The following is a 22,315-nucleotide window of genomic DNA, read 5'->3' as shown; positions in this document are numbered from 1 at the left end:
CCGCGCCCGTGCGGGCGCCGGCGCGCGGGCCGGCGCGGGCGGCCAGTGGCGCCAGGCCCGGCCCGGGGACTTCGGCTTCGGCGAGGGAGTCGACCTGGAGGACCTGCTCGGCGGCATGTTCGGCGGCCGGGGCAGACGGCACTGGGGCCCCGTGCCCGGTGCCGACCAGGAGGCGGAGCTGACGCTTTCCGTTGAGGAGGCCTACCACGGCGGGCGGCGCACCATCACGCTACCCGGCGGGAGGCGACTGGAGGTCAACATCCCACCCGGGGTCACCAACGGTCAGCGGATCAGGCTGGCCGGCCAGGGCGGGCATGGAATCGACGGAGCGCCGGCCGGCGACCTCCTCCTGATCATGCGAATCGCCCCCCATCCCCGCTACCGCGTGGAGGGCCGCGACATCCACGCCTCGCTGCCTCTCGCTCCGTGGGAGGCGGCGCTGGGCGCCACGGTCGCGGTGGACACCCCGGGCGGCGAGGCGAAGGTGAAGGTGCCGCCGGGCACGTCCTCGGGCCGCCGCCTGCGGTTGAAGGGCCGCGGTATGCCAAATCCGCGCGGAGCGCCCGGCGACTTCTTCGCCGAGGTCCGGATCATGGTGCCGGCCAGGCTCACGGACGAGGAGCGGCGCCTGTTCGAGCAGCTCGCCGCCGTCTCTCACTTCGACCCGAGGGGGCGTTCATGACGTACGCGATCGTCCGCCCGATCCGACTCGACCTGGACTCCTACGCGCGGGCCACGGGCCTGCACCCGCAGGCCGTGCACCGGCTGGTGACGCTCGGCCTGCTGGAGCCGACCAGGAACGCCAGGGGGGAGTTGTGCTTCGCCCCCTCCCAGGTGGCAATCGCGGCCCGGATCCAGCGGCTGCACGAGGGACTGTCCATCAACTACGCCGCGATCGGCGTGGTGATCGACCTCCTCGACCGGATCGAGGAGCTGGAGGCCGCCCTGCGCGGCCTCTCACGACGCTAGGGGGCTGGAGTGGACCCGAACAGGATGACGCAGAAGTCGCAGGAAGCCCTGCACGACGCCCAGACCAAGGCCCTGCGCTTCGGCCACACCGAGGTCGACGGCGAGCATCTCCTGATGGCCCTGCTCGACCAGCCAGAAGGTCTGGCACCCAGGCTGGTGGAGCAGGCCGGAGCCGATCCGCGGCGCCTGCACGCCGACCTGGAGGCCGAGTTGTCGCGGCGGCCCAAGGTCAGCGGGCCGGGCGCCGCGCCGGGCCAGGTGTTCGTCACCCAGCGCCTGTCGCGGCTGCTCGACGCCGCCGACCGGGAGGCGAGCCGGCTGAAGGACGAGTACATCTCTGTCGAGCACCTGCTGCTGGCCCTGATCGAGGAAGGATCCACGACCGTGTCCGGTCGGCTGCTGCACGAGCAGGGGCTGACCAGGGACCGGTTCCTGGAGGCGCTCACCTCCGTACGCGGTCACCAGCGCGTCACCTCGGCCATGCCCGAGGTCGCGTACGAGGCGCTGGAGAAATACGGACGCGACCTGGTCGCCGACGCTCGGGCGGACAAGCTCGACCCGGTGATCGGCCGCGACACGGAGATCCGGCGGGTGATCCAGATCCTCTCCCGCAAGACCAAGAACAACCCGGTGCTGATCGGCGACCCCGGCGTCGGCAAGACGGCCGTCGTCGAAGGGCTCGCCCAGCGCATCGCCAACGGCGACGTCCCCGAGGGGCTGCACGACAAGACCGTCTTCAACCTGGACATGGGCGCGCTCGTGGCGGGCGCCAAGTACCGCGGGGAGTTCGAGGAACGCCTCAAGGCCGTGCTGAACGAGGTGAAGGCGGCGGAGGGCCGAATCCTGCTGTTCGTGGACGAGATGCACACGGTGGTGGGAGCCGGGGCGACCGAGGGAGCCATGGACGCGGGCAACATGCTCAAGCCGATGCTGGCCCGCGGCGAGCTGCACATGATCGGCGCGACCACGGTCGAGGAGTATCGCCTGCACATCGAGAAGGACGCCGCCCTGGAGCGCAGGTTCCAGCCGGTGCTGATCGACGAGCCCTCGGTCGAGGACACCATCTCGATCCTGCGCGGCCTGCGCGAGCGGCTGGAGGTCTTCCACGGCGTGAAGATCCAGGACAGCGCTCTCGTCGCCGCGGTGACGCTGAGCCACCGCTACATCTCCGACCGGTTCCTGCCCGACAAGGCGATCGACCTGGTCGACGAGGCGTGCGCGATGATCAGGACCGAGATCGACTCCATGCCGGCCGAGCTGGACGCCCTGACCAGGCGGGTGCGGCGGCTGGAGATCGAGGAGGCCGCCCTGGAGAAGGAGGAGGACCCGGCCAGCCGGGCCAGGCTCGCCGAGTTGCGCACGGAGCTCTCCGCCCTGCGTTCCGAGGCCGACGCGATGCGGGCGCAGTGGGAGGCCGAGCGCTCGGCCCTGCGCAAGGTCCAGAGCCTGCGGCAGGAGATCGAGCACGTACGGCGGGAGGCCGAGCAGGCCGAACGCGACTACGACCTCAACCGTGCCGCCGAGCTTCGCCACGGCAAGCTCCCCGAGTTGGAGCGCCGGCTGCGCGCCGAGGAGGAGCGGCTGAGCAGCCGGCAGCACGGGCAGCGGCTGCTGCGCGAGGTGGTGACCGAGAACGAGATCGCGGACATCGTCTCGCGCTGGACCGGCATTCCCGTGTCCCGGCTGCAGGAGGCCGAGCGGGACAAGCTGCTCAAGCTCGACCAGATCCTGCACGAGCGGGTCGTCGGGCAGGAGGAGGCCGTGCGACTGGTGGCCGACGCCATCATCCGCGCCCGCTCCGGCATCAAGGATCCCCGTCGCCCCATCGGGTCGTTCCTCTTCCTCGGGCCGACCGGGGTCGGCAAGACCGAGCTGGCCAGGTCACTCGCGGCGGCCCTGTTCGACACCGAGGACAACATGGTCCGCATCGACATGAGCGAGTACCAGGAACGCCACACGGTCAGCCGCCTCGTCGGCGCCCCTCCCGGCTACGTCGGCTACGAGGAGGGCGGGCAGCTCACGGAGGCGGTGCGGCGCAAGCCGTACTCGGTGGTGTTGTTCGACGAGATCGAGAAGGCCCACGCGGACGTCTTCAACACGCTGCTGCAGGTCCTCGACGACGGCCGGCTGACCGACGCGCAGGGCCGCACGGTCAACTTCCGCAACACCGTGATCATCATGACCTCGAACATCGGCTCGCACCACCTGCTCGACGGGATCACCCCCGACGGCGAGATCAAGCCCGAGGCCCACGACGGGGTGATGGCGGAACTGCGCCGGCACTTCCGCCCCGAGTTCCTCAACAGGATCGACGACGTCGTGCTGTTCAAGCCGCTGACCGAGGCGGAGATCGAGCGGATCGTCGAGCTGATGTTCAACGACATCAGGCAGCGCCTGGCCGAGCGGCGGCTCACGCTGGAGGTCACCGAGGACGCGCGCAAGCTCATCGCCAACCAGGGGTACGACCCCGTCTACGGCGCCAGGCCGCTCCGCCGCTTCATCGCCCGAGAGGTCGAGACCAGGATCGGCCGCGCCCTGCTGGCCGGCGACGTCCCCGACGGCTCGACCGTCACGGTCGGCGCCGACAAGGGGGAACTCAACGTCACCTTCCACCCGCCGAGGAGCTGACATGCACACCGTCGTGACCTGCGTGAACTGCGGGAGGCAGAACAGGGTTCCGGCTGCGGCCGAGGGCCGGCCCCGCTGCGGGAACTGTCACCAGCCGCTGCCGTGGATCGCCGACGCCGGCGACGACACCTTCGCGGAGGTCGCGGAACGGGTGCGCCTCCCCGTCCTCGTCGACTTCTGGGCGCAGTGGTGCGCGCCGTGCCGGGCGGTCACGCCCGCGCTCGAACAACTCGCCCACGAGATGGCCGGACGGGTGAAGCTCGTCAAGGTCGATGTGGACCGGGCCCCGGCCCTCTCGCAGCGGTTCACGATCACGGCCGTGCCGACGCTCATGGTGCTCAACGAAGGCCGCGTCGTGGCACAACGCGCGGGCGGGGCCCCGCCGGCCCAGCTCCGCGAATGGGTCGAGGGGACGTTGAGGACACCGTCATGATGGAGTCGGCGGCCTCCCTGTCCGAGACACCGGACCTGCATGGGGCCTATCCCCGTCTGGACGAGCGGCGCGTCGCCGAGCTGTCGAAATGCGGCGAGCGCAGAACCGTGTCGCCCGGCGACGTGCTCTACCGGGAGGGTGAGCCGGCCCGGGAGTTCATCGTGATCCTGCGGGGCAAGGTGGCCACGGTCGAGGGGTACGGCGGCGAGGAGGAGCGGACGATCGCCGTCCACGGCCCCGGACGCTTTCTCGGCGAGCTCGGCCTCCTCACCGGCCAGGCCGGATTCCTGACCGCCGTCGTGCGGGAGCCCGGCGAGATCCTGGCTGTCCCGGCCGACCAGGTGCGCACGATGGTGGCCGGTGACCCGGCGTTCGGAGACCTCGTCCTGCGGGCCTACCTGACCCGCCGCACCATGCTGATCGGGATGGACGCCGGGTTCCGCATCATCGGCTCCCGCTATTCTCCCGACGCCCGCCGGTTGCGCGAGTTCGCCGCCCGCAACAGGCTCCCGCACCGATGGATAGACCTGGAGGAGGATGAGGAGACGGATGCGCTCCTCCGCCACCTCGGCATCTCCCCGCAGGAGACCCCGGTCGTGATCTGGCGCGGAGACCAGGTGCTGCGCAACCCGTCCGTCGCCACGCTGGCGAAGACCGTCGGCCTGCCGGCGCCCCGGCCGGCCGACGGCGTGTGCGACCTGATCGTCGTGGGCGCGGGCCCCGCCGGCCTGGCCGCGAGCGTGTACGGGGCCTCGGAGGGCCTGATCACGGTCGTGCTCGACGCGGTCGCCGCGGGCGGCCAGGCGAGCACCTCGTCCCGCATCGACAACTACCTCGGCTTCCCGTCGGGCATCTCGGGCGCCGAGCTCGCCGAGCGGGCCGTCATCCAGGCGGCCAAGTTCGGCGCCCGGCTGACCGTCCCGGCCGAGGCGAGCGGGCTGGAGGCGGACGACGGCCACTACACCGTCCACGTCGCTGGAGGGCCTGTCGTACGGGGCCACGCCGTACTGATCGCCACCGGCGCCCGTTACCGCAAACTCGACGTCCCCGATCTGGAGAAGTACGAAGGGTGCGGCGTCTACTACGCGGCGACGCCGTTCGAGCTGCGCATGTGCCGCCAGGCGCCGGTGGTCATCGTCGGCGGCGGCAACTCCGCGGGCCAGGCGGCACTGTACCTGTCCAGGAACGCCTCGTCGGTGCGCCTGCTCGTCCGCGGCGGCGACCTCGGCGGGAGCATGTCCCGCTACCTCGCCGATGCGATCACCAGGACTCCCGCCATCGAAATCATGTTCCACACCGAAGTACGCGAGCTCCTCGGCGACAGTTTTCTGCGGGCCGTGCGCGCCCAGAACAACCAGACCGGGCAGTTCATCGAGATCGAGACCAACGCGATGTTCGTCTTCATCGGCGCGGATCCGCACACTGGATGGCTGGAGGGCGCCGTCCCGCTGGACGACCGGGGCTTCGTCATCACAGGCGAGGGCTCGTCGTCACACTGGGAGGCCCTGCCCCTGGAGACCGGGCGGCCGGGCGTCTTCGCCGTGGGCGACGTCCGCAGCGGATCGACCAAACGGGTCGCGTCCGCCGTCGGGGAGGGCGCCATGGCGGTACGCCTGGTGCACGAAAGGTTCACCACGACAGGGAATCGACCGAGAGGACAGTGATCAGGATGCCGATGATCGCGATTTCCAGGTTCGAGCACTTCTTCCGCGCCGCCGCAGGACTCGACGTGGACAAGTCCGACCTCAAGCGCTACAGCGACTTCATCAACCGGAAGCTGTACGACATGCTCGTCGTCGCCGAGGCCGCGGCGAAGTCGAACAGGCGCGACGTCATCGAGTTCTGGGACCTGCCCATCACCAAGGGGCTACAGGAGAACATGCACGACTTCCGGGACCTGAACGAGGAACTGGATCTGGCCTCGATCCTGACGGAGCTCCGGGCGCTCCCGCCGCTCGACCTGTCGCTCAGCGAGGAGACCGAGTCGCGGCTGTCGGCCGTGGCGGGCGGGCTCTCCATGGTGCTCGCCAAGGCGTTCACCATCGTCTACCCCACGCTGAAGAACCCGGCCACCGAGCAGTGGGAGCGGCTGACCAGGCTCTTCAACCTGCTGTTGTAATCAACGCGGGCTGTGCGGACGGCACCACCTTCACCGGCTCCTACCGCCCTAGCCACGACTTCGACCGACGCGGGCCGCTATCCGGCCGCCCAACCTTGGGAAGCAACCCGCATGCCATCAGAAGCTCGCGCAGAGAAGCCGCCGTCAGGGGGTGCGTGGGGAGTATTCATGGCGGTCCCTCGCTGCCGGATGTCCCGGGAGAAAGGGACACCTCGACGGGGGCGTTGATCGGCCAGACCGCGAACTGCGGGCCGGGCCCGCTGCGGTAGTCGCGGTCCCAGACCTGGACCTGCTTCACGATGGCCTGGGCGACGTCGCCGCCGCGCGGGCCGTAGCCGTTGCGCCGAACTCGTCGCGGCCCTCTCCGGTCGGCCGGATGGACAGGTAGGCGAACGAGTCGCCTTGGACTGTCGCGTAGGGGAACCAGCGGCCTACCTCCTCAGACACGATGCTCGGGTCCTCGCCCTCGGGGGTGTTCACGGTCATGTTGCAGAAGCCGGGCAGCGCTGTCGCCATCCACAAGGGCAGATCGGGGAACGGCTCGGCGGGGGGCACGGTCACCCCGGACCAGGCCGCGGTGGGGACACCGATCGAGCCGCGGAACGCCAACCGGGCATGGAATGCACTGTGCGACGAGGTGGGCATCACGCGGCCGGACGGCAAGCGGGTGAGGATTCACGACCTCCGGCACACCGCGGCGACCTGGCTGCACGGGGAGGGCGTGGACATGAAGACTATCCAGGGGACTCTTCGGCACAGCCGGCTCGCCACGACCTCGGAGATCTACACGCACCTCACCGAGGAGGTACAGCGCCGGGCCGCGGACTCGATGGACGGGGCGCTGTCCCGGTTCGGCCGCATCGCTCAATGACCCGATGCACTGCTGACCTGCGGGAATGTAGGGGTGTGTAGGGATTCAGGTATTAGCTCTGTACGTATAGGCGCGTAGGTGGAACAGGTAGACCCTACACGGCCCTACACGCCCCCTCTGAAGTGCAGAAACACGGAGAGATCCGGCACGCTAGAGCGATGTAGTCAGATGTAGTCACTCGTATTACAATGTAGTCGTGTCGAATAAGCCGACCACTGTCCGGCTGACGGATGAGCAGAAGGCGGGGCTCGACGCCATTGGCGAGCGAGAGGACCGGAGTCGATCGTGGCTCATCTCGAAGGCCGTGGACGAGTACATCGCCCGGCATCTACGAAGCGAAGAGACAACTACGAACGGGGGTGAACCTCAGTGAACGAACCGGCGCTGCTACAGCCGTTGCTACAGCACACTCCTAGAAACGACTCAGGGAGTCCCTTTAGATCAAGGAACTCCCAGGTCAAACTGTGCGCGGCCGACAGGAGTCGAACCCGTAACCTTCTGATCCGTAGTCAGATGCTCTATCCATTGAGCTACGGCCGCTCGCTGCGTAAGCAAGCATAGCGGGTTTTGGGGAGTGCCTCGAACCAGATACCGCAATCTTGGGCTCGTCCGCTAGGTCCGGCATGGTTGAGGGGCCGGGAGAGGGTGGTCAGGGTGTCTTGAGCGGGCCGGACACTCAGTCGGCGTGGCGTGGGTGCCGGAGTGAGGAGGGTCACGGCCGGTAGGAGGGTGGAGGAGGTCCCGTACGCCAGGCCCGGGACGAGCGAGTAGTCCGGTTTGGCCCGCTGGGGAAACGGGGGTTGTGGATACATCGAAGGGTGTATCCACAGGCGGGTCCCTCGCAGGAGGGAAGTGGCCGGGCGGGGTGGTGAGATGGGGGCATGAAGCGGGAGGCGCTGGGAGCTGGGGCGGCCTTCGCGATGGGGATGGTGCTCATCGCGGGCGGGGCCTTTCTGCAACGTGGGGCGCCCACCTGGGTCTTGTGCGTGCCGCTGGCGATCACCTGTGCCGGGGTTGTGGTGCGGCAGCGGGCGCCGCTGGCTTCGCTGGGGCTGGGGGTTGCCGGGGTCGCGATCGATGCCTTTGTGGGGCCGTCGCTCGCGACGGTCTTGATTTTCACCGACAACCTCTATGCGGCCGCGCTTTATGGGCCGGTTCGGTTCGCTCGGTGGTTGCTCTTCATTACCGCCGCGCTCGCGATTGCGGCCGGGGCCGTGGCCGGGATCTTTGCCGAGGACTGGTGGATGCTCGCCGTCATGGGGGTGCAGGCGGGGCTGGTGCTGGTCGTCCCCGTTACCACTGCGCTGGTTCTGCGGGAGCAGCGGGATCGGGCCGCGGTGGAGCGGGTACGCGCCGAGCAGGTGGCTCATTTGGCCGAGCTCGATCGGCAGGCGGCCGTCGCGGCTGAGCGCACGCGGATGGCGCGTGAGCTGCACGATATGATCGCGAACCATTTCAGCGCCATCGCCATTCAGTCCACCGCCGCCCTTTCTCGCAAGGATCTGGATTCGGCGACGGTCCGGAAGGTCATGGAGTCCGTACGGGAGAACAGCGTGAAAGGGCTGGCCGAGATGCGAACCATGATCGGGCTGTTGCGTCAGGAGGGTGACGATCCCGCGGAAACCACTCGGCCTCGGCTGGCCGATGCGGAGACATTGGTGGAGAGGGTCACGCGCGCCGGACTGGTCGCCGAGCTGCGGGTTCAGGGCGCGCTTCGGGAATTGCCCGCCTCTGTTGATCTGGCCGGTTACCGGATTCTGCAGGAGGCGCTCACCAACGCGCTCAAGCATGGCGACTCGCCTGTTCGGGCCGTCATTTCGTACGAGGTGGGGCGGGTCCTGGTGAGTGTCGAGAACGCGGTCGGCAGGCGTGGGGCGCGGTTGCCCGGGGCCGGGGCCGGGCTGATCGGCATGCGGGAGCGGGCCTCGTTGGTCGGCGGATCTTTTGAGGCCGGGTCTTCGGGCGACGGTGATGCGTGGCGGGTGGTGGCCGCGCTTCCCACCGCCGATGATCAGGCCGTATCGGCCGGCGGCTCCGATCGGGATCTGGTGCCGGGCTTCCGTGGGGAAGGAGAACGGTCCCTGTCCGTTCTGGAAGTACGGCCGGAGAGGGCGTGAGCCGATGACCATCAAGGTGCTGGTTGCCGACGATCATGCGGCCGTCCGGGTGGGGATCGTGCTGATCCTGGAGGGGGCCGGCGATATCGAGGTCGTCGGCGAGGCGGGGGACGGGGAGCAGGCCGTGACCATGGCCCGGGAGATGCGGCCCGATGTGGTGTTGATGGATGTGCGCATGCCGCGCCTCGACGGCATTTCCGCCACCCGGGAGCTGGCGGGCATCAGTGATGTGCTGATCCTTACCACGTTCGACCTCGATGAATATGTTTTCGGAGCGCTGCGGGCGGGAGCCGCCGGATTCTTGCTGAAGAACACGGACGCCGACTCGCTGATCGAGGCCGTGCGGTTGGTGGCGCGTGGAGATGGGCTGATCTCACCCGGGGTTACGCGCAAGTTGATCGCGGCGTTCGCCGGACAACTACCGCGCAGGGAGCCGGCGGCCGATCCGGAGAGCCTGACCCCTCGCGAACGGGAGGTGCTGGCGTGCATCGGGCGGGGACTGTCCAATGCTGAGATCGCCAGGGAGCTCGATATGGCGGAGGCTACGACGAAGACGCATGTCAGCCGGGTGCTGAACAAGCTGGGGTTGAAGAGCCGGGTGCAGGCCGCGATTTACTACTCGGGAGAAGGGATCTAGAGGCTTAGTCTGGGCGTTGTGAGCACGCCGCCGCCCCCGCAGCCGGGAGAGCCCACCCCGCCTCAGAAAGGCTCCTCTGAAGGGCAGGCGGGTTGGGTGCCGCCGTCTCAAGGGAGCTCTGGTCAAGGGAGCTCCGGCCAAGGAGGACCCGGGGCAGGGGAGCCGCCGCCTCCTGGTCAGCCGCCGTCTCACGGTCAGCCGCCCTGGTACGGTCAGCCGCCTTATGGGCCGCCGCCCCCATCCAGGGCCCCCTCCACCGGCGTGCTGATCGCATTGATGTTCGCCGGCCTGGCCATCTACAGCGTCCTCAACGTCGTCATCGGATTCCTCGTGGTCATCGCCATGGGCTCCGCGGGCGCCAACGCCACCGTTTACCTGATCGCCGGCACGGTCGCGCTCGCCCTCATCGGCCTCGGCGCGGGCATCGGACTGCTCTTCGTACGCAGGCCGTGGACCAAAGGCCTCGGCCTCGGCCTCATGATCGGGTGGGCCCTCTGGTCCATCGTGTCCGCCGGCTACTGCACAGGTCTCAACCCGGGCCTGTACGGCTGACATGCCCTACCACGAGATCTTCGTCGGCCTGGGCGTGCTCGTGGCCTCCGTCGTCTTCGTACGGGAGGCGAGGAGAAGGGGCGCGCTCAACGAGCAGTCGTTGACGGCGGTCGCCGGGGCCCTGGTCGGGGGAGCCATCGGGATGCGGCTGGCGGGCTGGCTCGAGACGCTCGACCTGCAGGACCTCTGGCTGTACGGCTCCCGCAGCATCCTCGGCGGCCTGACCGGCGCGTACGTGGGTGTGCTGGTGGCCAAGAGGATCGTCGGCTACAAGGAGCGGACGGGCGACCTGTTCGCCCCGGCGGTCGCGCTCGGCATGGCGGTCGGCAGGATCGGATGCCACCTGACAGAGGCGCCGGGCAGGCCGACCGATCTGCCGTGGGGAGTGCACGCGCCCCCGACCACCCCCGAGTGCCCCGGTTGTCTCACCGGCCAGGCCATGCATCCGTCGTTCGTCTACGAGATCGTCTTCCAGCTGGCCGCGTTCGCCGTGCTCCAGTGGGCGCGCAAGCGGCTGATCCAGCCGGGCGAGCTGTTCACGCTCTACTTGGCCGCGTACGCCGCCTTCCGCTTCCTCGTCGAGTTCACCAGGGCGAATGAGACGGTCTGGCTCGATCTGACCAGGCCCCAGTGGTTCCTGATCCCGAGCCTGCTGCTGCTCGCCATCAGGCTCGGGTACGGCTGGCGGCGCGGCTACTACGACCCCCTCTTCGAGCGAAAGGTCATGACATGAGCGCAGGCATGGGTTTGCGGGGCGACCGCATCCACAGGTACGTCAACGCGTTCTGCCCTCACTGCCACGGTCAGGAGCTCGACAGGGTCGAACGGCTGAGCGGCTACCTGGCCGAGCGCGACGGCAAGGTGTGGCTGGAGCGCGGCTGCCGCGAGCACGGCCTAATCCGGACGTTGTACGACGAAGACCCAGAAATCCTGAAATATCTAGAAGAGTGGACCGCCCCGACAAAGCAGCACGTACCCGATATTTCCGGTAACTTCCGTCCGATACCCTCCGCCTACCTCCACGGCCTCCCCGAGATGCAGACCCAGCACACCTGCATCCTCCTGGAAGACATAGCCGAAGCCTGCAACCTCCGCTGCCCCACCTGCTTCGCCGACAGCTCCCCTGACCTGACCGGCATCGTCCCCGTACAAGACATCCTCGCGAATGTCGACCAGCGCCTCGAAAGAGAGAACGGCAAGCTCGACGTCCTCATGCTGAGCGGCGGCGAGCCCACGCTCCACCCTGAGCTCAAAACCCTCCTCACCGAGCTCGAAGCGCGCCCGATCACCCGCATCCTGATCAACACCAACGGCGTGCTCATAGCCAGGGACGACTCCCTCCTGGACCTCCTCACGGGACACAGGGAGCGGGTGGAGATCTACCTCCAGTACGACGGACCGTCGGCCGAGGCCTCGAAGCACCACAGGGGAGGCGACCTCACCCGCATCAAGGCCCAGGCGATCAGCGCGCTGTCCGAGCGTGAGATCTTCACCACCCTCGTCATGACCGCCGCGCTGGGGGTCAACGACGGCGAGATCGGCGAAGTCGTACGGCTCGCCCTCGACACCCCGTACGTCGGAGGAGTGTCGATCCAGCCCCAGTTCGCGTCGGGCAGATCGGGCGCCGTCGACCCCACGAACAGGCTCACGCACACCGGCGTGCTCAAGCGCCTCGACCCCCAGACCGAAGGCCTCGTGACCTGGCGCGACCTGACCGCCCTGCCCTGCTCCCACCCTCACTGCTGCTCGGTCGGCTATCTCCTCCGCGACGACTCGAGAAGGTGGCGCTCGCTCACGGCGCTGATCGGGCACGACCGCCTCAAGGAGAACCTCGGCCTGGTCTCCAACCGCATCGCCGACACCGAGCTCCCGCGCGAGCTGCGCCTGGCCGTACAGGAGTCCCTTCTCGGCCTGCTGTCGGAGCAGTCGTCGTTGTCGCATCCCCAGATCGGCGACGTGTGGCGGACCATCTGCGAGAACTGCGACCTCGGCATGTCCACCCTGCTCGCCTTGACGGTCAGGCGGAAGAAGCTGCGCAGAATGCTGGGGGAGCGGGTGGTGCGTATCACTGTCAAGCCGTTCATGGACATCTCCACCATGATCGAGGAACGGCTCACGCAGTGCTGCGTGCACGTGGGGACGCGGGCCGAGCAGGACCAGTGCGCGCCGTTCTGCGCCGTGCAGGCCTGGCCGCAGCTCTCCAGGCAGCGGCTGTCGGTGGTGGCGTCGTGACGGCGTCGGGATCCGCTCCGGCTGCCGGCGGTGGCCCGGCGAAGGCCCAGCCGTATGATCCGCTCCGGTTGTGCGTGTACGCGACCGTCGCGCTCCTTGCCTGGCTGCTCGGGCCGTGGGCGGTGCTGGGGTTCGCGGTGCTGGGGTTCGCCGGTTACTGGAAGGCGCGGCGAGCCGGGCTGACCCGGAGCAAGTGCCTGCTCAGGGACACCCGGCTCGTCCTGGCCTACCTCGGGCTCCTCGCCGTCGTGGCGGTCGTGGCGATCATCCACTGACGGCCAGAAGGGCAGTCCACGGGCGTGCCCAGCGTGCCGGGAATCCGCTCGCCACCCCCCGGGCTCGGACGAACTCGTCGAAATTATCCACGAACCCAGGGATCAGCGAGGGCGCGTTACTGTTGCCAGCCTATTCGGCGGGAACGTACAGGCTGAGCGTCTCGGCGATGCAGGACGGCCGCTTCTCGCCCTCGACCTCGATCGTCATCTTCAGACTGGACAGGTAGCCGGCCGGAGTGCCCTTGACGTCGAGCAGTTCGCCCACGGCCCTGATCCGCGCGCCGACGGGGATCGGCCGGGGGAAGCGGACCTTGTTGAGGCCGTAGTTGACCCCCATCGCGATGCCCTCGACCTTGACCAACTCGAACATGAACGACGGCAGCAGCGACAGGCTCAGGTAGCCGTGGGCGATCGTGCCCCCGAACGGCCCCTCCTTGGCCCGCTCCACGTCAACGTGGATCCACTGGTGGTCGTCGGTGGCGTCGGCGAAGAGGTTGACCTGGTCCTGGGTGACGGTGCGCCACTCGGTCGGGCCGAACTTCTCGCCGACGGCCGCCTTGAGCTCCTGAACATTCGCGAAGGTCCGCATGAATCCGAACGCTATTGCTCGGGTGGGACGGCTGCCAAGTTCAGCACCCGCGGTCGAGGATCGGCGCCCCGCGCGCGGACGAATCCTCGAACTCCACAACACCGATGCGCGCGAGGGCGCTCGGCCTGTTGCAAAGATCTTTACTCGAAACCATCGCATAGGTGTTCGAGTCCGCGCTACAGTTCTAGGTACCGCAATCGAACAAGGGTTCGGCCTGGTGAGAGGGGGTGTGTCCGATGACGGTGCTCGCAACCGCCCCTGCTCGGACACGCCGTAGCACTTTCTTCCCAAATCTAAGACGGCCGCTATATCCGGCAATAAAGTCCGAGAGCGTGGACCCTGTGCGAAACCCCTACGCCCCCGGCGCCGGACAGCGTCCGCCGGAGCTCGCCGGGCGTGACCGTGAGCTGCAGCAGTTCGAAGTCGTGCTGGAGCGGGTGGCCCGTGGCCGTCCCGAGCGCAGCATGGTCGTCACCGGCCTGCGGGGCGTCGGCAAGACCGTCCTGCTCAACACGTTCAAGTCCATGGCCATGCAGCGGCTGTGGGGCACGGGCAAGATCGAGGCCCGGCCCGACCAGTCGATCAGGCGTCCCGTGGCGGCCGCGCTGCACATGGCCATCCGCGAGCTGGCGCCGCGCCACCGCGCGCCCGAGCGCATCGAGGAGTTCCTCGGGGTGCTGAAGGCGTTCGCCATGCGGGATCCGGCGGCGGCCAAGGGCACCTCGCACTGGTCGCCCGGCATCGAGGTGCCCGCCAGTCGCGGGCGCGCCGACTCCGGCGACCTGGAGATCGACCTCACCGAGCTTTTCGTCGACGCGGCGAGTGTGGCCACCGACCTGGCGGTGGGCATCGCGCTGTTCATCGACGAAATGCAGGACGTGCAGCCCGCCGACGTCTCCGCGCTCTGCGCCGCCTGCCACGAGCTGTCGCAGTCGGGCGGGCCGCTGATCGTCGTGGGCGCCGGGCTGCCGCACCTGCCGAGCGTGCTGTCGGCCAGCAAGAGCTACTCCGAACGGCTCTTCCGCTACGCGCGCATCGACAAGCTCGACCGGGAGGCGGCCGATCTCGCGCTGATCCTGCCGGCGCGCGAGGAAGAGGTGGAGTTCACCCCGGATGCCCTCGACGCCCTCTATGAGGCGGCCGACGGCTATCCCTACTTCGTGCAGGCGTACGGCAAGGTCGCCTGGGACCTCGCCCCGCGCAGCCCGATCACCCTCGACGACGTCAAGGTCTCCGCGCCGGAGGCCGAGGAGGAGCTCGCGGTCGGGTTCTTCGGCAGCCGCTACGAGCGGGCCACCCCGGCCGAGCGCGACTACATGCACGCCATGGCCCAGATCGGCGACGAGCCGGTCGCCACCGCGGAGGTGGCCGACGCCCTCGGGCGAAAGCCGTCCAGCCTCTCGCCGGCCCGTGACAGCCTCATCAAGAAAGGGCTCATCTACAGCGCCGAGCGTGGCCTGATCGCGTTCACGGTGCCGCACTTCGGGAAGTTCCTGCGCGCTCAGCCGGTCTGAGCCGCGCCCCTAGACCTCTATTGGGCTGTCTAGTGGGGAAGCTAGACAGCCCAATAGAGCCATATCGTCGTGCCTGTCGAGCGGAATCTAACGCTTTATAGCGTCAGGCCGATACTGGCGTATATTCCGGCAGAGATCCGCTGCCCTCCCTGCTGACCACGGCCATCCGCACCGCCGGGCGCCGGCCGCTGAGGTAGACGGCGAAGACGACGTCGTCCTGGTCGTGGTTCTGGAAGGCGAAGAAGCGCCAGCACAGCTCGCGCCAGGTGTCGTACGGCTCGGCCGAGGTCAGCTCGCCTTCGTGGGCCCGCCAGGTGCCGCTCGCCCTGAGACGCGTGAGCGTGGCCGATTCGGCGGGGCCGCGGCGCTGCTCGCAGGGGGCGCGGAACCGTACGCGGTCGATCAGTTCCTCGAGCTCGGGGGAGAGGGCCGCGAGCACAACGACTCCCGCGACCGTCAACCAGGATGGGTGCATCATGGCCGGCCACCCTGGCACCGGCGCCCACACCGACACCCCGGCCATCCCGGTCAGGGCGATCGTCCTGCCGATCGAGCGCAATCCGACCGGCGCGGAGCTCACCTCGCCGAAGCAGCCGCAGCCCGCGTCCGGCCGCCGCCTGCGCAGCTCCAGCAGCACGTACGTGGACATGGAGAAGAAGGCGACCGTACCCCACCGGAAGATCGGATGCGTGGTGACCAGCAGCCCCGTGGCCAGCGTCACCTCGCCACCCGCGCAGATCAGCAGCGCGGGGGCCTGCATGCGGCCCGGAACCAGGACCGCGGGCCCGAGCCTGGACAGTGCGCCAGGTTCACCTCCGGAGCGTACGGTGCTCACCTTGGCCACCGTGCCCGCGAGGAGCAGCACGATCAGAAGCGGCAGCTGCGATTCGAGCACGCCCGCGTCACCCCAATCCGATCTGAGCGTTGAAGCACCCTTTGACCAAGTCGCCGCCGAGCTCCACATAGGAGAACGGCGACAGCTCCACGATCCGGCCGCGCGGCGAGGTGTCGCACTCGACGCAGCGGTCGCAGAAACGCCCGGCCACGCATCCGCACGCCACCACGGGGACGTTGGCGTTTCGCTGCGAGCACAGGTTCCTGACCTGCAGCAATGATCCGACCGCGAGGTACGGCAGCCCCGTGCATGACACCCCGGCATCCGGGCAGCCGGTGTCCTGTCGCTCCAGCATCGGGTACGCGGCGCCCCGCTCTTCCTGGTCGAACGTGTCCGACCAGGTGGCGGGGCCCGAGATGCGGGACTGCAGCCCGGCGTACGCGGGCGGCGGGGCGGGCACGGCGCGGGCCGGGTACGGCGGCTGCGAGGTCGCGGGCAGCAGGGCCAGGCCCGCCCCCTCCTGCCTGATCCCGATCGCGTCGAACAGGTACCCGGGCTCGAACATGGGATGCCGCACCTGCAGCCGCCCGGACGCCCGGTAGGGGATGGTGATCGTCCGATGGCCGCGGTGGGGTCCGCAGTCCAGCTCGACCGTCAGGTCCCTGCGTCCGCTGATCGACAGGATCGTTCCGGTGATGCGGGTGGTGTCGGCCCAGATCCGCTCGACGACGCGCCCCGTGCGCGTCCGCATCGTGACCATGGAGCCCCCGGGGAGATCGGCGGGGGCGACGTCCTGACCGTGCCAGGCGGTGGCCCAGGGGGCGATCACGAGCCGTTCCTCGGCGCCCGCGGGGGTCTCGATGATGATCAGGTGCGGGCTGACGTCCAGGATCTCGCCGGCGACGGCGCGTAGGGGCTCTCCGTTGTCCGGGTCGGGGCCTGGAACGCCGGAGTCGCGCCCGAGCGCGGCCGCGGCGAGCACCCTGCGGCGCTCAACGCTCGGATACCCCATCGGCCCCTCCCTCGTCGGGTACTAGATTCACACGACTTGGGCGTAGCTCACACCGTACCGGCGCAGATGGGATCAAAATACGCATCCCCGGGGAAGTGAGTTGACACCCGGCGACGAACAAACCGCCACCGACCTTGACCGACCTTTGTCGTTGGCGGACCGAAACCTGAATTCTGGTTCAGGCTCAATAGGGCATCAGGCTGCGATTCTGGCCACGATGCAGACCACCAGCTGGGAAGACGAGTTCCGCGAGTACGTGAGGGCGCGCGGTCCCGCCCTGCTGCGCACCGCCCACCAGCTCACAGGTCATCCGCTGGACGCGGAGGATCTGCTGCAGAACGCGCTGACCAAGACGTACCTGGCCTGGGACCGGATCGAGGACAGGGGGGCGCTGGACGGCTATGTGCGGCGGGCCATGGTGAACATCAACATCTCGCAGTGGCGGCGGCGCAAGCTGGAGGAGTACCCGTCGGACGAGCTGCCCGAGGTGTGCACTTCTTCGGAAGAGCCGCACGGGGACGTGCACGAGCAGCTCGAGCAGGCCTTGGGCGAGCTGCCTGAGCGGATGAGGGCGGCGATCGTGCTGCGGTACTACGAGGACATGACCGAGCCGGAGATCGCGAGGACGCTGGGGATCAGCGTGGGCACGGTCAAGAGCACGGTGTCGCGGGCCATGGCCAAGCTCAGGAACGCACTGGGACGCCGCCCTTCGTGAGCCCCTTTATGAGCCCTGTCCTGCGGCTTCCGCCTGATGTGGCTCGTGGGCGCCGGCGGTGGCGCATGGTCGTACGACGTCCCTGATCTTCCGCAACGTGGCCAGGAACGCCTCCAGCTCGTCCGCGCTCAGCAACCCGGTGAACCAGTCTTCGATGTCCTTCAAGTGCTGCGGCACCACGGACTCCAGTCGTGCCCGCCCGGCCTCGGTGAGCACTGCGTAGGAGGCCCGCCGGTCGCTGGCGCACGCCTGCCTGGTCACCAGTCCCTCCCGCTCCAGCCGGTCGACGACCCTGGTCACCCCGCTCGTAGACAGCTCGGTCTGCGCGGCCAGATCGCTCATCCGCAGCCGCTGCCCCGGCGAACGAGCCAGCCTGATGACGGTCTCGAAATCGATCTCAGACAACCCCGCGGCGCCGAGCACCGGCTGGAACCTGGCCATCAGCCCGGCGTGCGCCTCCGCCAGCAGTCCAACGGCCGTCAAGCGAGGGTCGTCAAAATTCATCACGTCCATAGCGTAGCCGACGATAGTTGACTGGAGGAATATTCCTCGTGTAGAAATTTGTTGCCGCAGACATCCGCACAGCAACTATCCCTTGAGGAGAACCCCATGACCACCCGCACCTGGGAGTCATTGACCGTCCCCGCCGCCGGGACCTACAACCTGGACGTTGCCCACACCCGCATCGGTTTCATGGTCAAGCACATGATGGTCAGCAAGGTCCGCGGTCACTTCGGCGCCTTCAGCGGCTCGGTCACGATCGCCGAGAACCCGCTGGAGTCCACCGCCGAGCTCACCATCGAGACCGGCAGCATCGACACGGGCATGGCCGACCGCGACGGCCACCTGCGCAGCGACGACTTCCTGTCCGCGGAGAAGTTCCCGCAGATCACCTTCGGGAACGCGCGCGTGGTCAGCCACTCGGGCGACGAGTTCACCGTCGTCGGCGACCTGACCATCCGTGACGTGACCAAGGAGGTCGAGCTCACGGTCGAGTACGGTGGCGCGGGCACCAACCCGTGGGGCGGCTCGGTCTGGGGCTTCTCCATCACCACGGAGTTCGACCGCGAGGACTTCGGCCTGACCTGGAACCAGGCCCTGGAGACCGGCGGCGTGCTGGTGGGCAAGAAGGTCAAGATCGAGATCGAGGGCGAGGCGAACCCGGCCGCGTAACCCGGCACCGCCGGCGTTCGATGGACGTTATCCACAACCCCGAAGCCCGTCCACGCTCTGGGCGGGCTTCATCCACAGGTAGTTACCCACAGGCTGTTGATAACTCTTGGTGAAGGGCGGGGAGCAATCGCTTTGCCGCCTCGCCCGAAGGCCGGTACGCTGTGCTGAGCCGCGATGGCTTCCAGGAGGATTCGCCTAGTCAGGTCTATGGCGCCGCACTGCTAATGCGGTTTGGGTTTACCGCCCATCCGGGGTTCAAATCCCCGATCCTCCGCAGGCGGAAGGCCCTCTCCCTTGATCGGGGAGAGGGCCTTTTTGATCTCTGTGGGCGTCCGGGTTGCAGTTGCCCGTCAGAGCCGGCCCCAGAGGGCTTGTCCCATGCGCTCGCTGGCGTCCTTCATCTGGAGCATGGCCACGTGGGTGTAGCGCTCGGTGGTGGTCACGCGGGCGTGGCCGAGGATCTCCTGTACGACTCGGATGTGGACGCCTTGCTCGATGAGGAGGGTCGCCGCGGTGTGGTGGGCGTCGTGGACTTGGGCGTCATACGCCTTGGCCAGGAGCGCCGGCGGACATTGGAGAGTGAGCTTGCTCTGTCGACATCTCCAACTCACCGTCGGCGGCCAACGGACCGGCCGATTCTCGCGACCCGTCGTCAGTCGCCGACCGGGCTCGTCGGGGCGCCGCCCGTACCCTTGCCCGCGACCCGGACCACCCAAGTCGTCATCCCTAGCACCACCGCCGCCAACACCCCCAGCACCGCCGCGTTCACCGGATACCCGGCTCCCGGAAGCCCTCCCACGTACACGCTCGCCATCGGCAGCAGCACCACCAGAGCACGGCGTCCGACCGGCGACCGCAGCGCCATCACGGCGGCCACCATCGCCAGCGCCCACATGGGTGGGTAACCCCACCGGTGTGAGATCACTGCACCGACCGCCGAACCGCCGAATATCACCCCCATCCACCACAGCAGCCGCCGACTCCCCAGCAACCCGGGTCCGGGCGACGGCGCGAGGAGCACCATCACCCCGCACAAGCTCGAGGGCAGCACCGACATCGCCAGCCCGCCGAAATTGACAGGCACGCCTCCGATCCCGGGACGCCCTGTAAAACGTCGGCAATCGGTACCGCCCTGACGATCGCCTGCCTGGGGTGGCCGGCCGTCTCGGGTGGCTGGCGGCGATCGGCGGTCCAGGGCTTCGTTCCTCAGCCCCGGTCCACTGGGCACTGTTGCTGGCGTGCTCACGCTTGCGCCACAGCTGGCCCGGCTCGACCGTGTGTGGGGCCGTGGTGGGGGAGGTCCTGAGGCTCTGACACGACAGCGGCACAAACGGCCCTTGGTGTCGCTGTTTTGGTTAGGTAGGTTTCGTCCATGAAGGCAGCGGTTCATTCCAGGTACGGTCCGCCGGACGTGGTTCGGATCGCCGAGGTGGATGAGCCCTCGGTCGGGGACAAGGACGTTCTGGTCAGGGTGCATGCAACGACGGTGAACCGGACGGACTGTGCCTACCGAGCGGCCAAGCCCTTCTTCATGCGGATAATCACCGGCCTTACCCGGCCGCGGCGCAGGGTCCTCGGAACCGAGTTCGCGGGGGTGGTGGAGGAGGTCGGCGGCGGCGTCACGTCATTCGCCGTGGGGGAAAGGGTATTCGGGTACAACGAGGGCGCGTTCGGAACGCACGCCGAGTACCTGTCGGTTCCCGAAGACGGCATGATCGCGACCATGCCGGCGGACGCGACCTTCGCCGAGGCCGCTCCCGGCACCGAAGGTTCGCATTATGCGCTCTCGTTCATCAATACGGCCGGGATCCGGGCCGGGCAGGACGTCCTCGTCCATGGGGCGACCGGTGCCATCGGCTCGGCGGCGGTACAACTGCTGAAGAGCCTCGGCGTCACGGTGACCGCAGTGTGTGACACGGCGAACCTGGAGCTGGTGCGGAGCCTGGGCGCCGACCGGGTCGTCGACTACACGGCGCAGGACTTCACCAGGGACGCGCAGACCTACGACGCGGTATTCGACGCGGTCGGCAAGAGCACGTTCGGCCGCTGCAAGCGGCTGCTGAAACCCGGCGGGGCGTACCTGTCCTCCGACCTGGGGCCCTGGTGTCAGAACCTGGTCCTGCCGCTGGTCACGCCGTTGCTCGGCGGCAAGAAGGTGAAGTTCCCCTTCCCGAGGAACGACCGGGAGATGGTGTGGCACCTCCGGGAGCTGATCGAGTCCGGACAGTTCAGGCCGGTCATCGACCGGCGGTACCCGTTGGACCAGATCGTCGACGCCTACCGCTACGTCGAGACCGGGAAGAAGATCGGTAACGTCATCATCGACGTCGTACCGCCGAGCTGACCGACCCCTTGGCGGCCAAGGCACTTCAAGGCCACAAACTGCGGAGGGAGCACTCACGCCCGGGTTCGGCCGCTGCCAGGCGGTGGGGCCCGGCGGCAGCATACGGGCGTTCACTGTCTTAAGCCCGGGCGGCGACGGAGGGGTCGTGGACGTCCGAAGCGCCAATGGGCCTGGCAGCACCACCATCGTCCGCGCTTGTAGGACAAGCTTGAACCGATCGGGACTGGCAAGATTCGGGCTGCTAATGCGGGCACTGGAGCGTGAGCTTGCCCTTGCCCTTCGCCACCAGGCCGGCAGTCGCGGACCGATCAGGCGGGTGAAGCCGCGCCGGTCAGTGAGGGCTGGGCGAGCATCCAGTAGGGACCGGGACGAGGAGAAACAACGCAGTTCGCCAGCCGTACGCCAGCGTGAGAGCGCCGGGCCTCAGGGCGATGACCACGGCGGGCAGGATGCCGCCACAGCAGTCGGACGCATCCGACGCCCACGTAGCCGCCGATCCTGCACCGCCTGCCAACAGGGACATCTCCGCCTGGTGCCTCGTTAGAGTGTTAGCACTGGGTCGCTCTCCCGTTGCGAGGACAAGCATGGCGGATGAACCTGCCAAGCCACGACGGCTTACCGTCTACGCTGAAGTTGCTGCTGTTCTAGCCCTTGTCGTGGCGATCATCGGCGTCGTCGTTGCCGTTTTCGCGTTCGAGCATGACAAGGAAGTCGCCGACGGAAGTCAAGGGGCCAGTCCAGCAGTTACGGTTACGCAATACGCTACAAATAGCGGTATCCAAAAATCCGACAAGGACGACTCTTCTTCATCCGATTTTTGGCGTGTGACCGGAGTGGTGATTTTAACAATACTTACCGGCCTCATCTCCAGTTTTCTGGTCTTTACGTCCTGGGAAGAACTTGTAATCTCCGACTTCATTGTTATACTTATTACGGTGGCGATCGCGGGAACGCATGCCTTCATACTCTCCCTAATGGGCATCACCTTGATTTGGGCGATCGTGCTCGCAATGGTATTCGCGGCGATCGGATTCTTCGCCAACGTGTTCGCTGCTTAGCTTGTAAATTATGCCCACTGTAGGCGAAATCCGCCGCCGGGGTTCCATCGACTGACGTACGAAATCCACAGGACTTCCAGCCCTTATGGGAGACCGTAAGCGAGCAGAAAATGCTTGCAGACCGTCCGCGAAAGCGACGTGAGGCGCGGCGCAACGCCGAAGACCGTCCCAACGAGCGTACCGCCTCAGGTACGAGCATGCCTCCGGCGGGGCCCTCAGGCTTGGGGAAGATCAGGGAAAGG

Annotated in this window: 27 protein-coding genes and 2 tRNA genes; 20 read left to right on the top strand and 9 right to left on the bottom strand. The window is 68.0% G+C overall.

Annotated features, from left to right (window positions below; translation table 11 throughout):
• The 6 genes from AB0J09_RS09870 to AB0J09_RS09845 all read left to right on the top strand — a co-directional run.
• Positions 1–682 (top strand): J domain-containing protein (locus AB0J09_RS09870; protein ID WP_360687984.1); only part of this gene is annotated, 682 nt, incomplete at its 5' end.
• On the top strand, positions 679–969 hold the full coding sequence (locus tag AB0J09_RS09865) for a chaperone modulator CbpM (RefSeq protein ID WP_360687981.1): 291 nt from the start codon (positions 679–681) through the stop codon (positions 967–969). The genes AB0J09_RS09870 and AB0J09_RS09865, both read left to right, overlap by 4 nt.
• A gap of 9 nt (positions 970–978) precedes the next feature.
• A complete protein-coding gene (clpB, locus tag AB0J09_RS09860; protein ID WP_360687978.1) occupies positions 979–3,597 on the top strand; it encodes an ATP-dependent chaperone ClpB in 2,619 nt (872 codons plus the stop codon).
• A 1-nt stretch (position 3,598) separates the two neighbouring features.
• Complete coding sequence (gene trxA / locus AB0J09_RS09855) at positions 3,599–4,030, top strand: thioredoxin (RefSeq protein ID WP_360687975.1); 432 nt, start codon at positions 3,599–3,601, stop codon at positions 4,028–4,030.
• The gene (locus AB0J09_RS09850) at positions 4,027–5,694 is read left to right on the top strand and encodes an FAD-dependent oxidoreductase (RefSeq protein WP_360687972.1); all 1,668 of its coding nucleotides are present in this window, start codon (positions 4,027–4,029) and stop codon (positions 5,692–5,694) included. The genes trxA and AB0J09_RS09850 overlap by 4 nt, the downstream gene beginning before the upstream one ends.
• Before the next feature lie 5 nt (positions 5,695–5,699).
• On the top strand, positions 5,700–6,149 hold the full coding sequence (locus tag AB0J09_RS09845) for a DUF1931 family protein (RefSeq protein WP_360687969.1): 450 nt from the start codon (positions 5,700–5,702) through the stop codon (positions 6,147–6,149).
• A 166-nt stretch (positions 6,150–6,315) separates the two neighbouring features.
• Here the strand turns inward: AB0J09_RS09845 and AB0J09_RS09840 are convergent, their stop codons facing one another.
• Together AB0J09_RS09840 and AB0J09_RS09835 are read right to left on the bottom strand one after the other, a co-directional pair.
• Positions 6,316–6,447, bottom strand: a complete 132-nt coding sequence (locus tag AB0J09_RS09840; protein ID WP_360687966.1) for a hypothetical protein — start codon at positions 6,445–6,447, stop codon at positions 6,316–6,318.
• Positions 6,444–6,635: a hypothetical protein gene (locus AB0J09_RS09835; protein WP_360687963.1), complete on the bottom strand. Its 192-nt coding sequence runs from the start codon at positions 6,633–6,635 to the stop codon at positions 6,444–6,446. Before AB0J09_RS09835 ends, AB0J09_RS09840 begins: the two co-directional genes overlap by 4 nt.
• Here AB0J09_RS09835 and AB0J09_RS09830 point away from each other — a divergent pair.
• Together AB0J09_RS09830 and AB0J09_RS09825 are read left to right on the top strand one after the other, a co-directional pair.
• Entirely contained in the window at positions 6,634–7,020 is a 387-nt protein-coding gene (locus AB0J09_RS09830; protein ID WP_360687960.1) for a tyrosine-type recombinase/integrase, read from the top strand. The two genes, AB0J09_RS09835 and AB0J09_RS09830, sit on opposite strands and share 2 nt — an antisense overlap.
• A gap of 196 nt (positions 7,021–7,216) precedes the next feature.
• On the top strand, positions 7,217–7,393 hold the full coding sequence (locus AB0J09_RS09825; RefSeq protein WP_360687957.1) for a ribbon-helix-helix domain-containing protein: 177 nt from the start codon (positions 7,217–7,219) through the stop codon (positions 7,391–7,393).
• Between the two features lie 94 nt (positions 7,394–7,487).
• Here the strand turns inward: AB0J09_RS09825 and AB0J09_RS09820 are convergent.
• Positions 7,488–7,560: transfer RNA gene (locus tag AB0J09_RS09820), tRNA-Arg, on the bottom strand.
• A 341-nt stretch (positions 7,561–7,901) separates the two neighbouring features.
• Between AB0J09_RS09820 and AB0J09_RS09815 the strand changes: the two genes are divergently transcribed.
• The 6 genes from AB0J09_RS09815 (at position 7,902) to AB0J09_RS09790 (ending at position 12,833) form a co-directional block, all read left to right on the top strand.
• Positions 7,902–9,137, top strand: coding sequence for a histidine kinase (locus tag AB0J09_RS09815; protein ID WP_360687954.1), 1,236 nt, complete (start codon positions 7,902–7,904; stop codon positions 9,135–9,137).
• A 4-nt stretch (positions 9,138–9,141) separates the two neighbouring features.
• Positions 9,142–9,774 (top strand): response regulator transcription factor, encoded by a 633-nt coding sequence (locus AB0J09_RS09810; RefSeq protein WP_360687951.1) that lies wholly within the window; start codon positions 9,142–9,144, stop codon positions 9,772–9,774.
• Positions 9,775–10,035: 261 nt separating this feature from the next.
• Positions 10,036–10,326, top strand: coding sequence for a hypothetical protein (locus AB0J09_RS09805; RefSeq protein ID WP_360687948.1), 291 nt, complete (start codon positions 10,036–10,038; stop codon positions 10,324–10,326).
• A 1-nt stretch (position 10,327) separates the two neighbouring features.
• Positions 10,328–11,059 carry a prolipoprotein diacylglyceryl transferase family protein gene (locus AB0J09_RS09800; protein WP_360687945.1) on the top strand — a complete coding sequence of 244 codons (732 nt, stop codon included), beginning with the start codon at positions 10,328–10,330 and terminating at the stop codon, positions 11,057–11,059.
• Positions 11,056–12,558 carry a radical SAM protein gene (locus tag AB0J09_RS09795; protein WP_360687942.1) on the top strand — a complete coding sequence of 501 codons (1,503 nt, stop codon included), beginning with the start codon at positions 11,056–11,058 and terminating at the stop codon, positions 12,556–12,558. Before AB0J09_RS09800 ends, AB0J09_RS09795 begins: the two co-directional genes overlap by 4 nt.
• Positions 12,555–12,833 carry a hypothetical protein gene (locus tag AB0J09_RS09790; RefSeq protein ID WP_360687939.1) on the top strand — a complete coding sequence of 93 codons (279 nt, stop codon included), beginning with the start codon at positions 12,555–12,557 and terminating at the stop codon, positions 12,831–12,833. The genes AB0J09_RS09795 and AB0J09_RS09790 overlap by 4 nt, the downstream gene beginning before the upstream one ends.
• A 130-nt stretch (positions 12,834–12,963) precedes the next feature.
• Here AB0J09_RS09790 and AB0J09_RS09785 read toward each other — a convergent pair whose 3' ends face one another.
• The gene (locus tag AB0J09_RS09785; RefSeq protein WP_360687936.1) at positions 12,964–13,422 is read right to left on the bottom strand and encodes a MaoC family dehydratase; all 459 of its coding nucleotides are present in this window, start codon (positions 13,420–13,422) and stop codon (positions 12,964–12,966) included.
• Between the two features lie 332 nt (positions 13,423–13,754).
• Between AB0J09_RS09785 and AB0J09_RS09780 the strand changes: the two genes are divergently transcribed.
• The gene (locus tag AB0J09_RS09780; protein ID WP_360687933.1) at positions 13,755–14,936 is read left to right on the top strand and encodes an ATP-binding protein; all 1,182 of its coding nucleotides are present in this window, start codon (positions 13,755–13,757) and stop codon (positions 14,934–14,936) included.
• Between the two features lie 103 nt (positions 14,937–15,039).
• Here the strand turns inward: AB0J09_RS09780 and AB0J09_RS09775 are convergent, their stop codons facing one another.
• Together AB0J09_RS09775 and AB0J09_RS09770 are read right to left on the bottom strand one after the other, a co-directional pair.
• Positions 15,040–15,831, bottom strand: coding sequence for a MauE/DoxX family redox-associated membrane protein (locus AB0J09_RS09775; RefSeq protein WP_360687930.1), 792 nt, complete (start codon positions 15,829–15,831; stop codon positions 15,040–15,042).
• Between the two features lie 7 nt (positions 15,832–15,838).
• On the bottom strand, positions 15,839–16,783 hold the full coding sequence (locus tag AB0J09_RS09770; RefSeq protein ID WP_360687927.1) for a hypothetical protein: 945 nt from the start codon (positions 16,781–16,783) through the stop codon (positions 15,839–15,841).
• 217 nt (positions 16,784–17,000) lie between these two features.
• Between AB0J09_RS09770 and AB0J09_RS09765 the strand changes: the two genes are divergently transcribed.
• On the top strand, positions 17,001–17,498 hold the full coding sequence (locus AB0J09_RS09765) for a SigE family RNA polymerase sigma factor (protein WP_360687924.1): 498 nt from the start codon (positions 17,001–17,003) through the stop codon (positions 17,496–17,498).
• 6 nt (positions 17,499–17,504) lie between these two features.
• Here the strand turns inward: AB0J09_RS09765 and AB0J09_RS09760 are convergent, their stop codons facing one another.
• Positions 17,505–18,002, bottom strand: coding sequence for a MarR family transcriptional regulator (locus AB0J09_RS09760; protein WP_360687990.1), 498 nt, complete (start codon positions 18,000–18,002; stop codon positions 17,505–17,507).
• Between the two features lie 105 nt (positions 18,003–18,107).
• On the opposite strand from AB0J09_RS09760, the gene AB0J09_RS09755 reads away from it, so the two are divergent.
• Together AB0J09_RS09755 and AB0J09_RS09750 are read left to right on the top strand one after the other, a co-directional pair.
• Complete coding sequence (locus AB0J09_RS09755; protein ID WP_360687921.1) at positions 18,108–18,671, top strand: YceI family protein; 564 nt, start codon at positions 18,108–18,110, stop codon at positions 18,669–18,671.
• Between the two features lie 184 nt (positions 18,672–18,855).
• Positions 18,856–18,945, top strand: a tRNA-Ser gene (locus AB0J09_RS09750).
• A gap of 76 nt (positions 18,946–19,021) precedes the next feature.
• Here AB0J09_RS09750 and AB0J09_RS09745 read toward each other — a convergent pair.
• Together AB0J09_RS09745 and AB0J09_RS09740 are read right to left on the bottom strand one after the other, a co-directional pair.
• Entirely contained in the window at positions 19,022–19,282 is a 261-nt protein-coding gene (locus tag AB0J09_RS09745) for a tyrosine-type recombinase/integrase (protein ID WP_360687918.1), read from the bottom strand.
• A gap of 41 nt (positions 19,283–19,323) precedes the next feature.
• On the bottom strand, positions 19,324–19,755 hold the full coding sequence (locus AB0J09_RS09740; RefSeq protein ID WP_360687915.1) for a hypothetical protein: 432 nt from the start codon (positions 19,753–19,755) through the stop codon (positions 19,324–19,326).
• A 288-nt stretch (positions 19,756–20,043) separates the two neighbouring features.
• Between AB0J09_RS09740 and AB0J09_RS09735 the strand changes: the two genes are divergently transcribed.
• Both AB0J09_RS09735 and AB0J09_RS09730 read left to right on the top strand, forming a co-directional pair.
• Positions 20,044–21,015, top strand: coding sequence for an NAD(P)-dependent alcohol dehydrogenase (locus AB0J09_RS09735; RefSeq protein ID WP_360687912.1), 972 nt, complete (start codon positions 20,044–20,046; stop codon positions 21,013–21,015).
• 584 nt (positions 21,016–21,599) lie between these two features.
• Entirely contained in the window at positions 21,600–22,073 is a 474-nt protein-coding gene (locus AB0J09_RS09730) for a hypothetical protein (protein WP_360687909.1), read from the top strand.
• Positions 22,074–22,315 lie beyond the last annotated feature (242 nt).

The sequence above is a fragment of the Nonomuraea sp. NPDC049784 genome, from assembly GCF_040659615.1.
In the GTDB taxonomy this organism is placed as follows: domain Bacteria; phylum Actinomycetota; class Actinomycetes; order Streptosporangiales; family Streptosporangiaceae; genus Nonomuraea.
This window is presented reverse-complemented; position numbering and strand designations above follow the sequence as displayed.

Coding starts and splice junctions, on each gene's coding strand:
- AB0J09_RS09800 (WP_360687945.1), top strand. CDS start 10,328: ATGCCCTACCACGAGATCTTCGTCGGCCTGGGCGTGCTCGTGGCCTCC.
- AB0J09_RS09735 (WP_360687912.1), top strand. CDS start 20,044: ATGAAGGCAGCGGTTCATTCCAGGTACGGTCCGCCGGACGTGGTTCGG.
- AB0J09_RS09785 (WP_360687936.1), bottom strand. CDS start 13,422: ATGCGGACCTTCGCGAATGTTCAGGAGCTCAAGGCGGCCGTCGGCGAG.
- AB0J09_RS09760 (WP_360687990.1), bottom strand. CDS start 18,002: ATGAATTTTGACGACCCTCGCTTGACGGCCGTTGGACTGCTGGCGGAG.
- AB0J09_RS09835 (WP_360687963.1), bottom strand. CDS start 6,635: ATGACCGTGAACACCCCCGAGGGCGAGGACCCGAGCATCGTGTCTGAG.
- AB0J09_RS09815 (WP_360687954.1), top strand. CDS start 7,902: ATGAAGCGGGAGGCGCTGGGAGCTGGGGCGGCCTTCGCGATGGGGATG.
- AB0J09_RS09830 (WP_360687960.1), top strand. CDS start 6,634: ATGTTGCAGAAGCCGGGCAGCGCTGTCGCCATCCACAAGGGCAGATCG.
- AB0J09_RS09755 (WP_360687921.1), top strand. CDS start 18,108: ATGACCACCCGCACCTGGGAGTCATTGACCGTCCCCGCCGCCGGGACC.
- AB0J09_RS09810 (WP_360687951.1), top strand. CDS start 9,142: ATGACCATCAAGGTGCTGGTTGCCGACGATCATGCGGCCGTCCGGGTG.
- AB0J09_RS09730 (WP_360687909.1), top strand. CDS start 21,600: ATGGCGGATGAACCTGCCAAGCCACGACGGCTTACCGTCTACGCTGAA.
- AB0J09_RS09765 (WP_360687924.1), top strand. CDS start 17,001: ATGCAGACCACCAGCTGGGAAGACGAGTTCCGCGAGTACGTGAGGGCG.
- trxA (WP_360687975.1), top strand. CDS start 3,599: ATGCACACCGTCGTGACCTGCGTGAACTGCGGGAGGCAGAACAGGGTT.
- AB0J09_RS09845 (WP_360687969.1), top strand. CDS start 5,700: ATGCCGATGATCGCGATTTCCAGGTTCGAGCACTTCTTCCGCGCCGCC.
- AB0J09_RS09770 (WP_360687927.1), bottom strand. CDS start 16,783: ATGGGGTATCCGAGCGTTGAGCGCCGCAGGGTGCTCGCCGCGGCCGCG.
- AB0J09_RS09795 (WP_360687942.1), top strand. CDS start 11,056: ATGAGCGCAGGCATGGGTTTGCGGGGCGACCGCATCCACAGGTACGTC.
- AB0J09_RS09865 (WP_360687981.1), top strand. CDS start 679: ATGACGTACGCGATCGTCCGCCCGATCCGACTCGACCTGGACTCCTAC.
- AB0J09_RS09850 (WP_360687972.1), top strand. CDS start 4,027: ATGATGGAGTCGGCGGCCTCCCTGTCCGAGACACCGGACCTGCATGGG.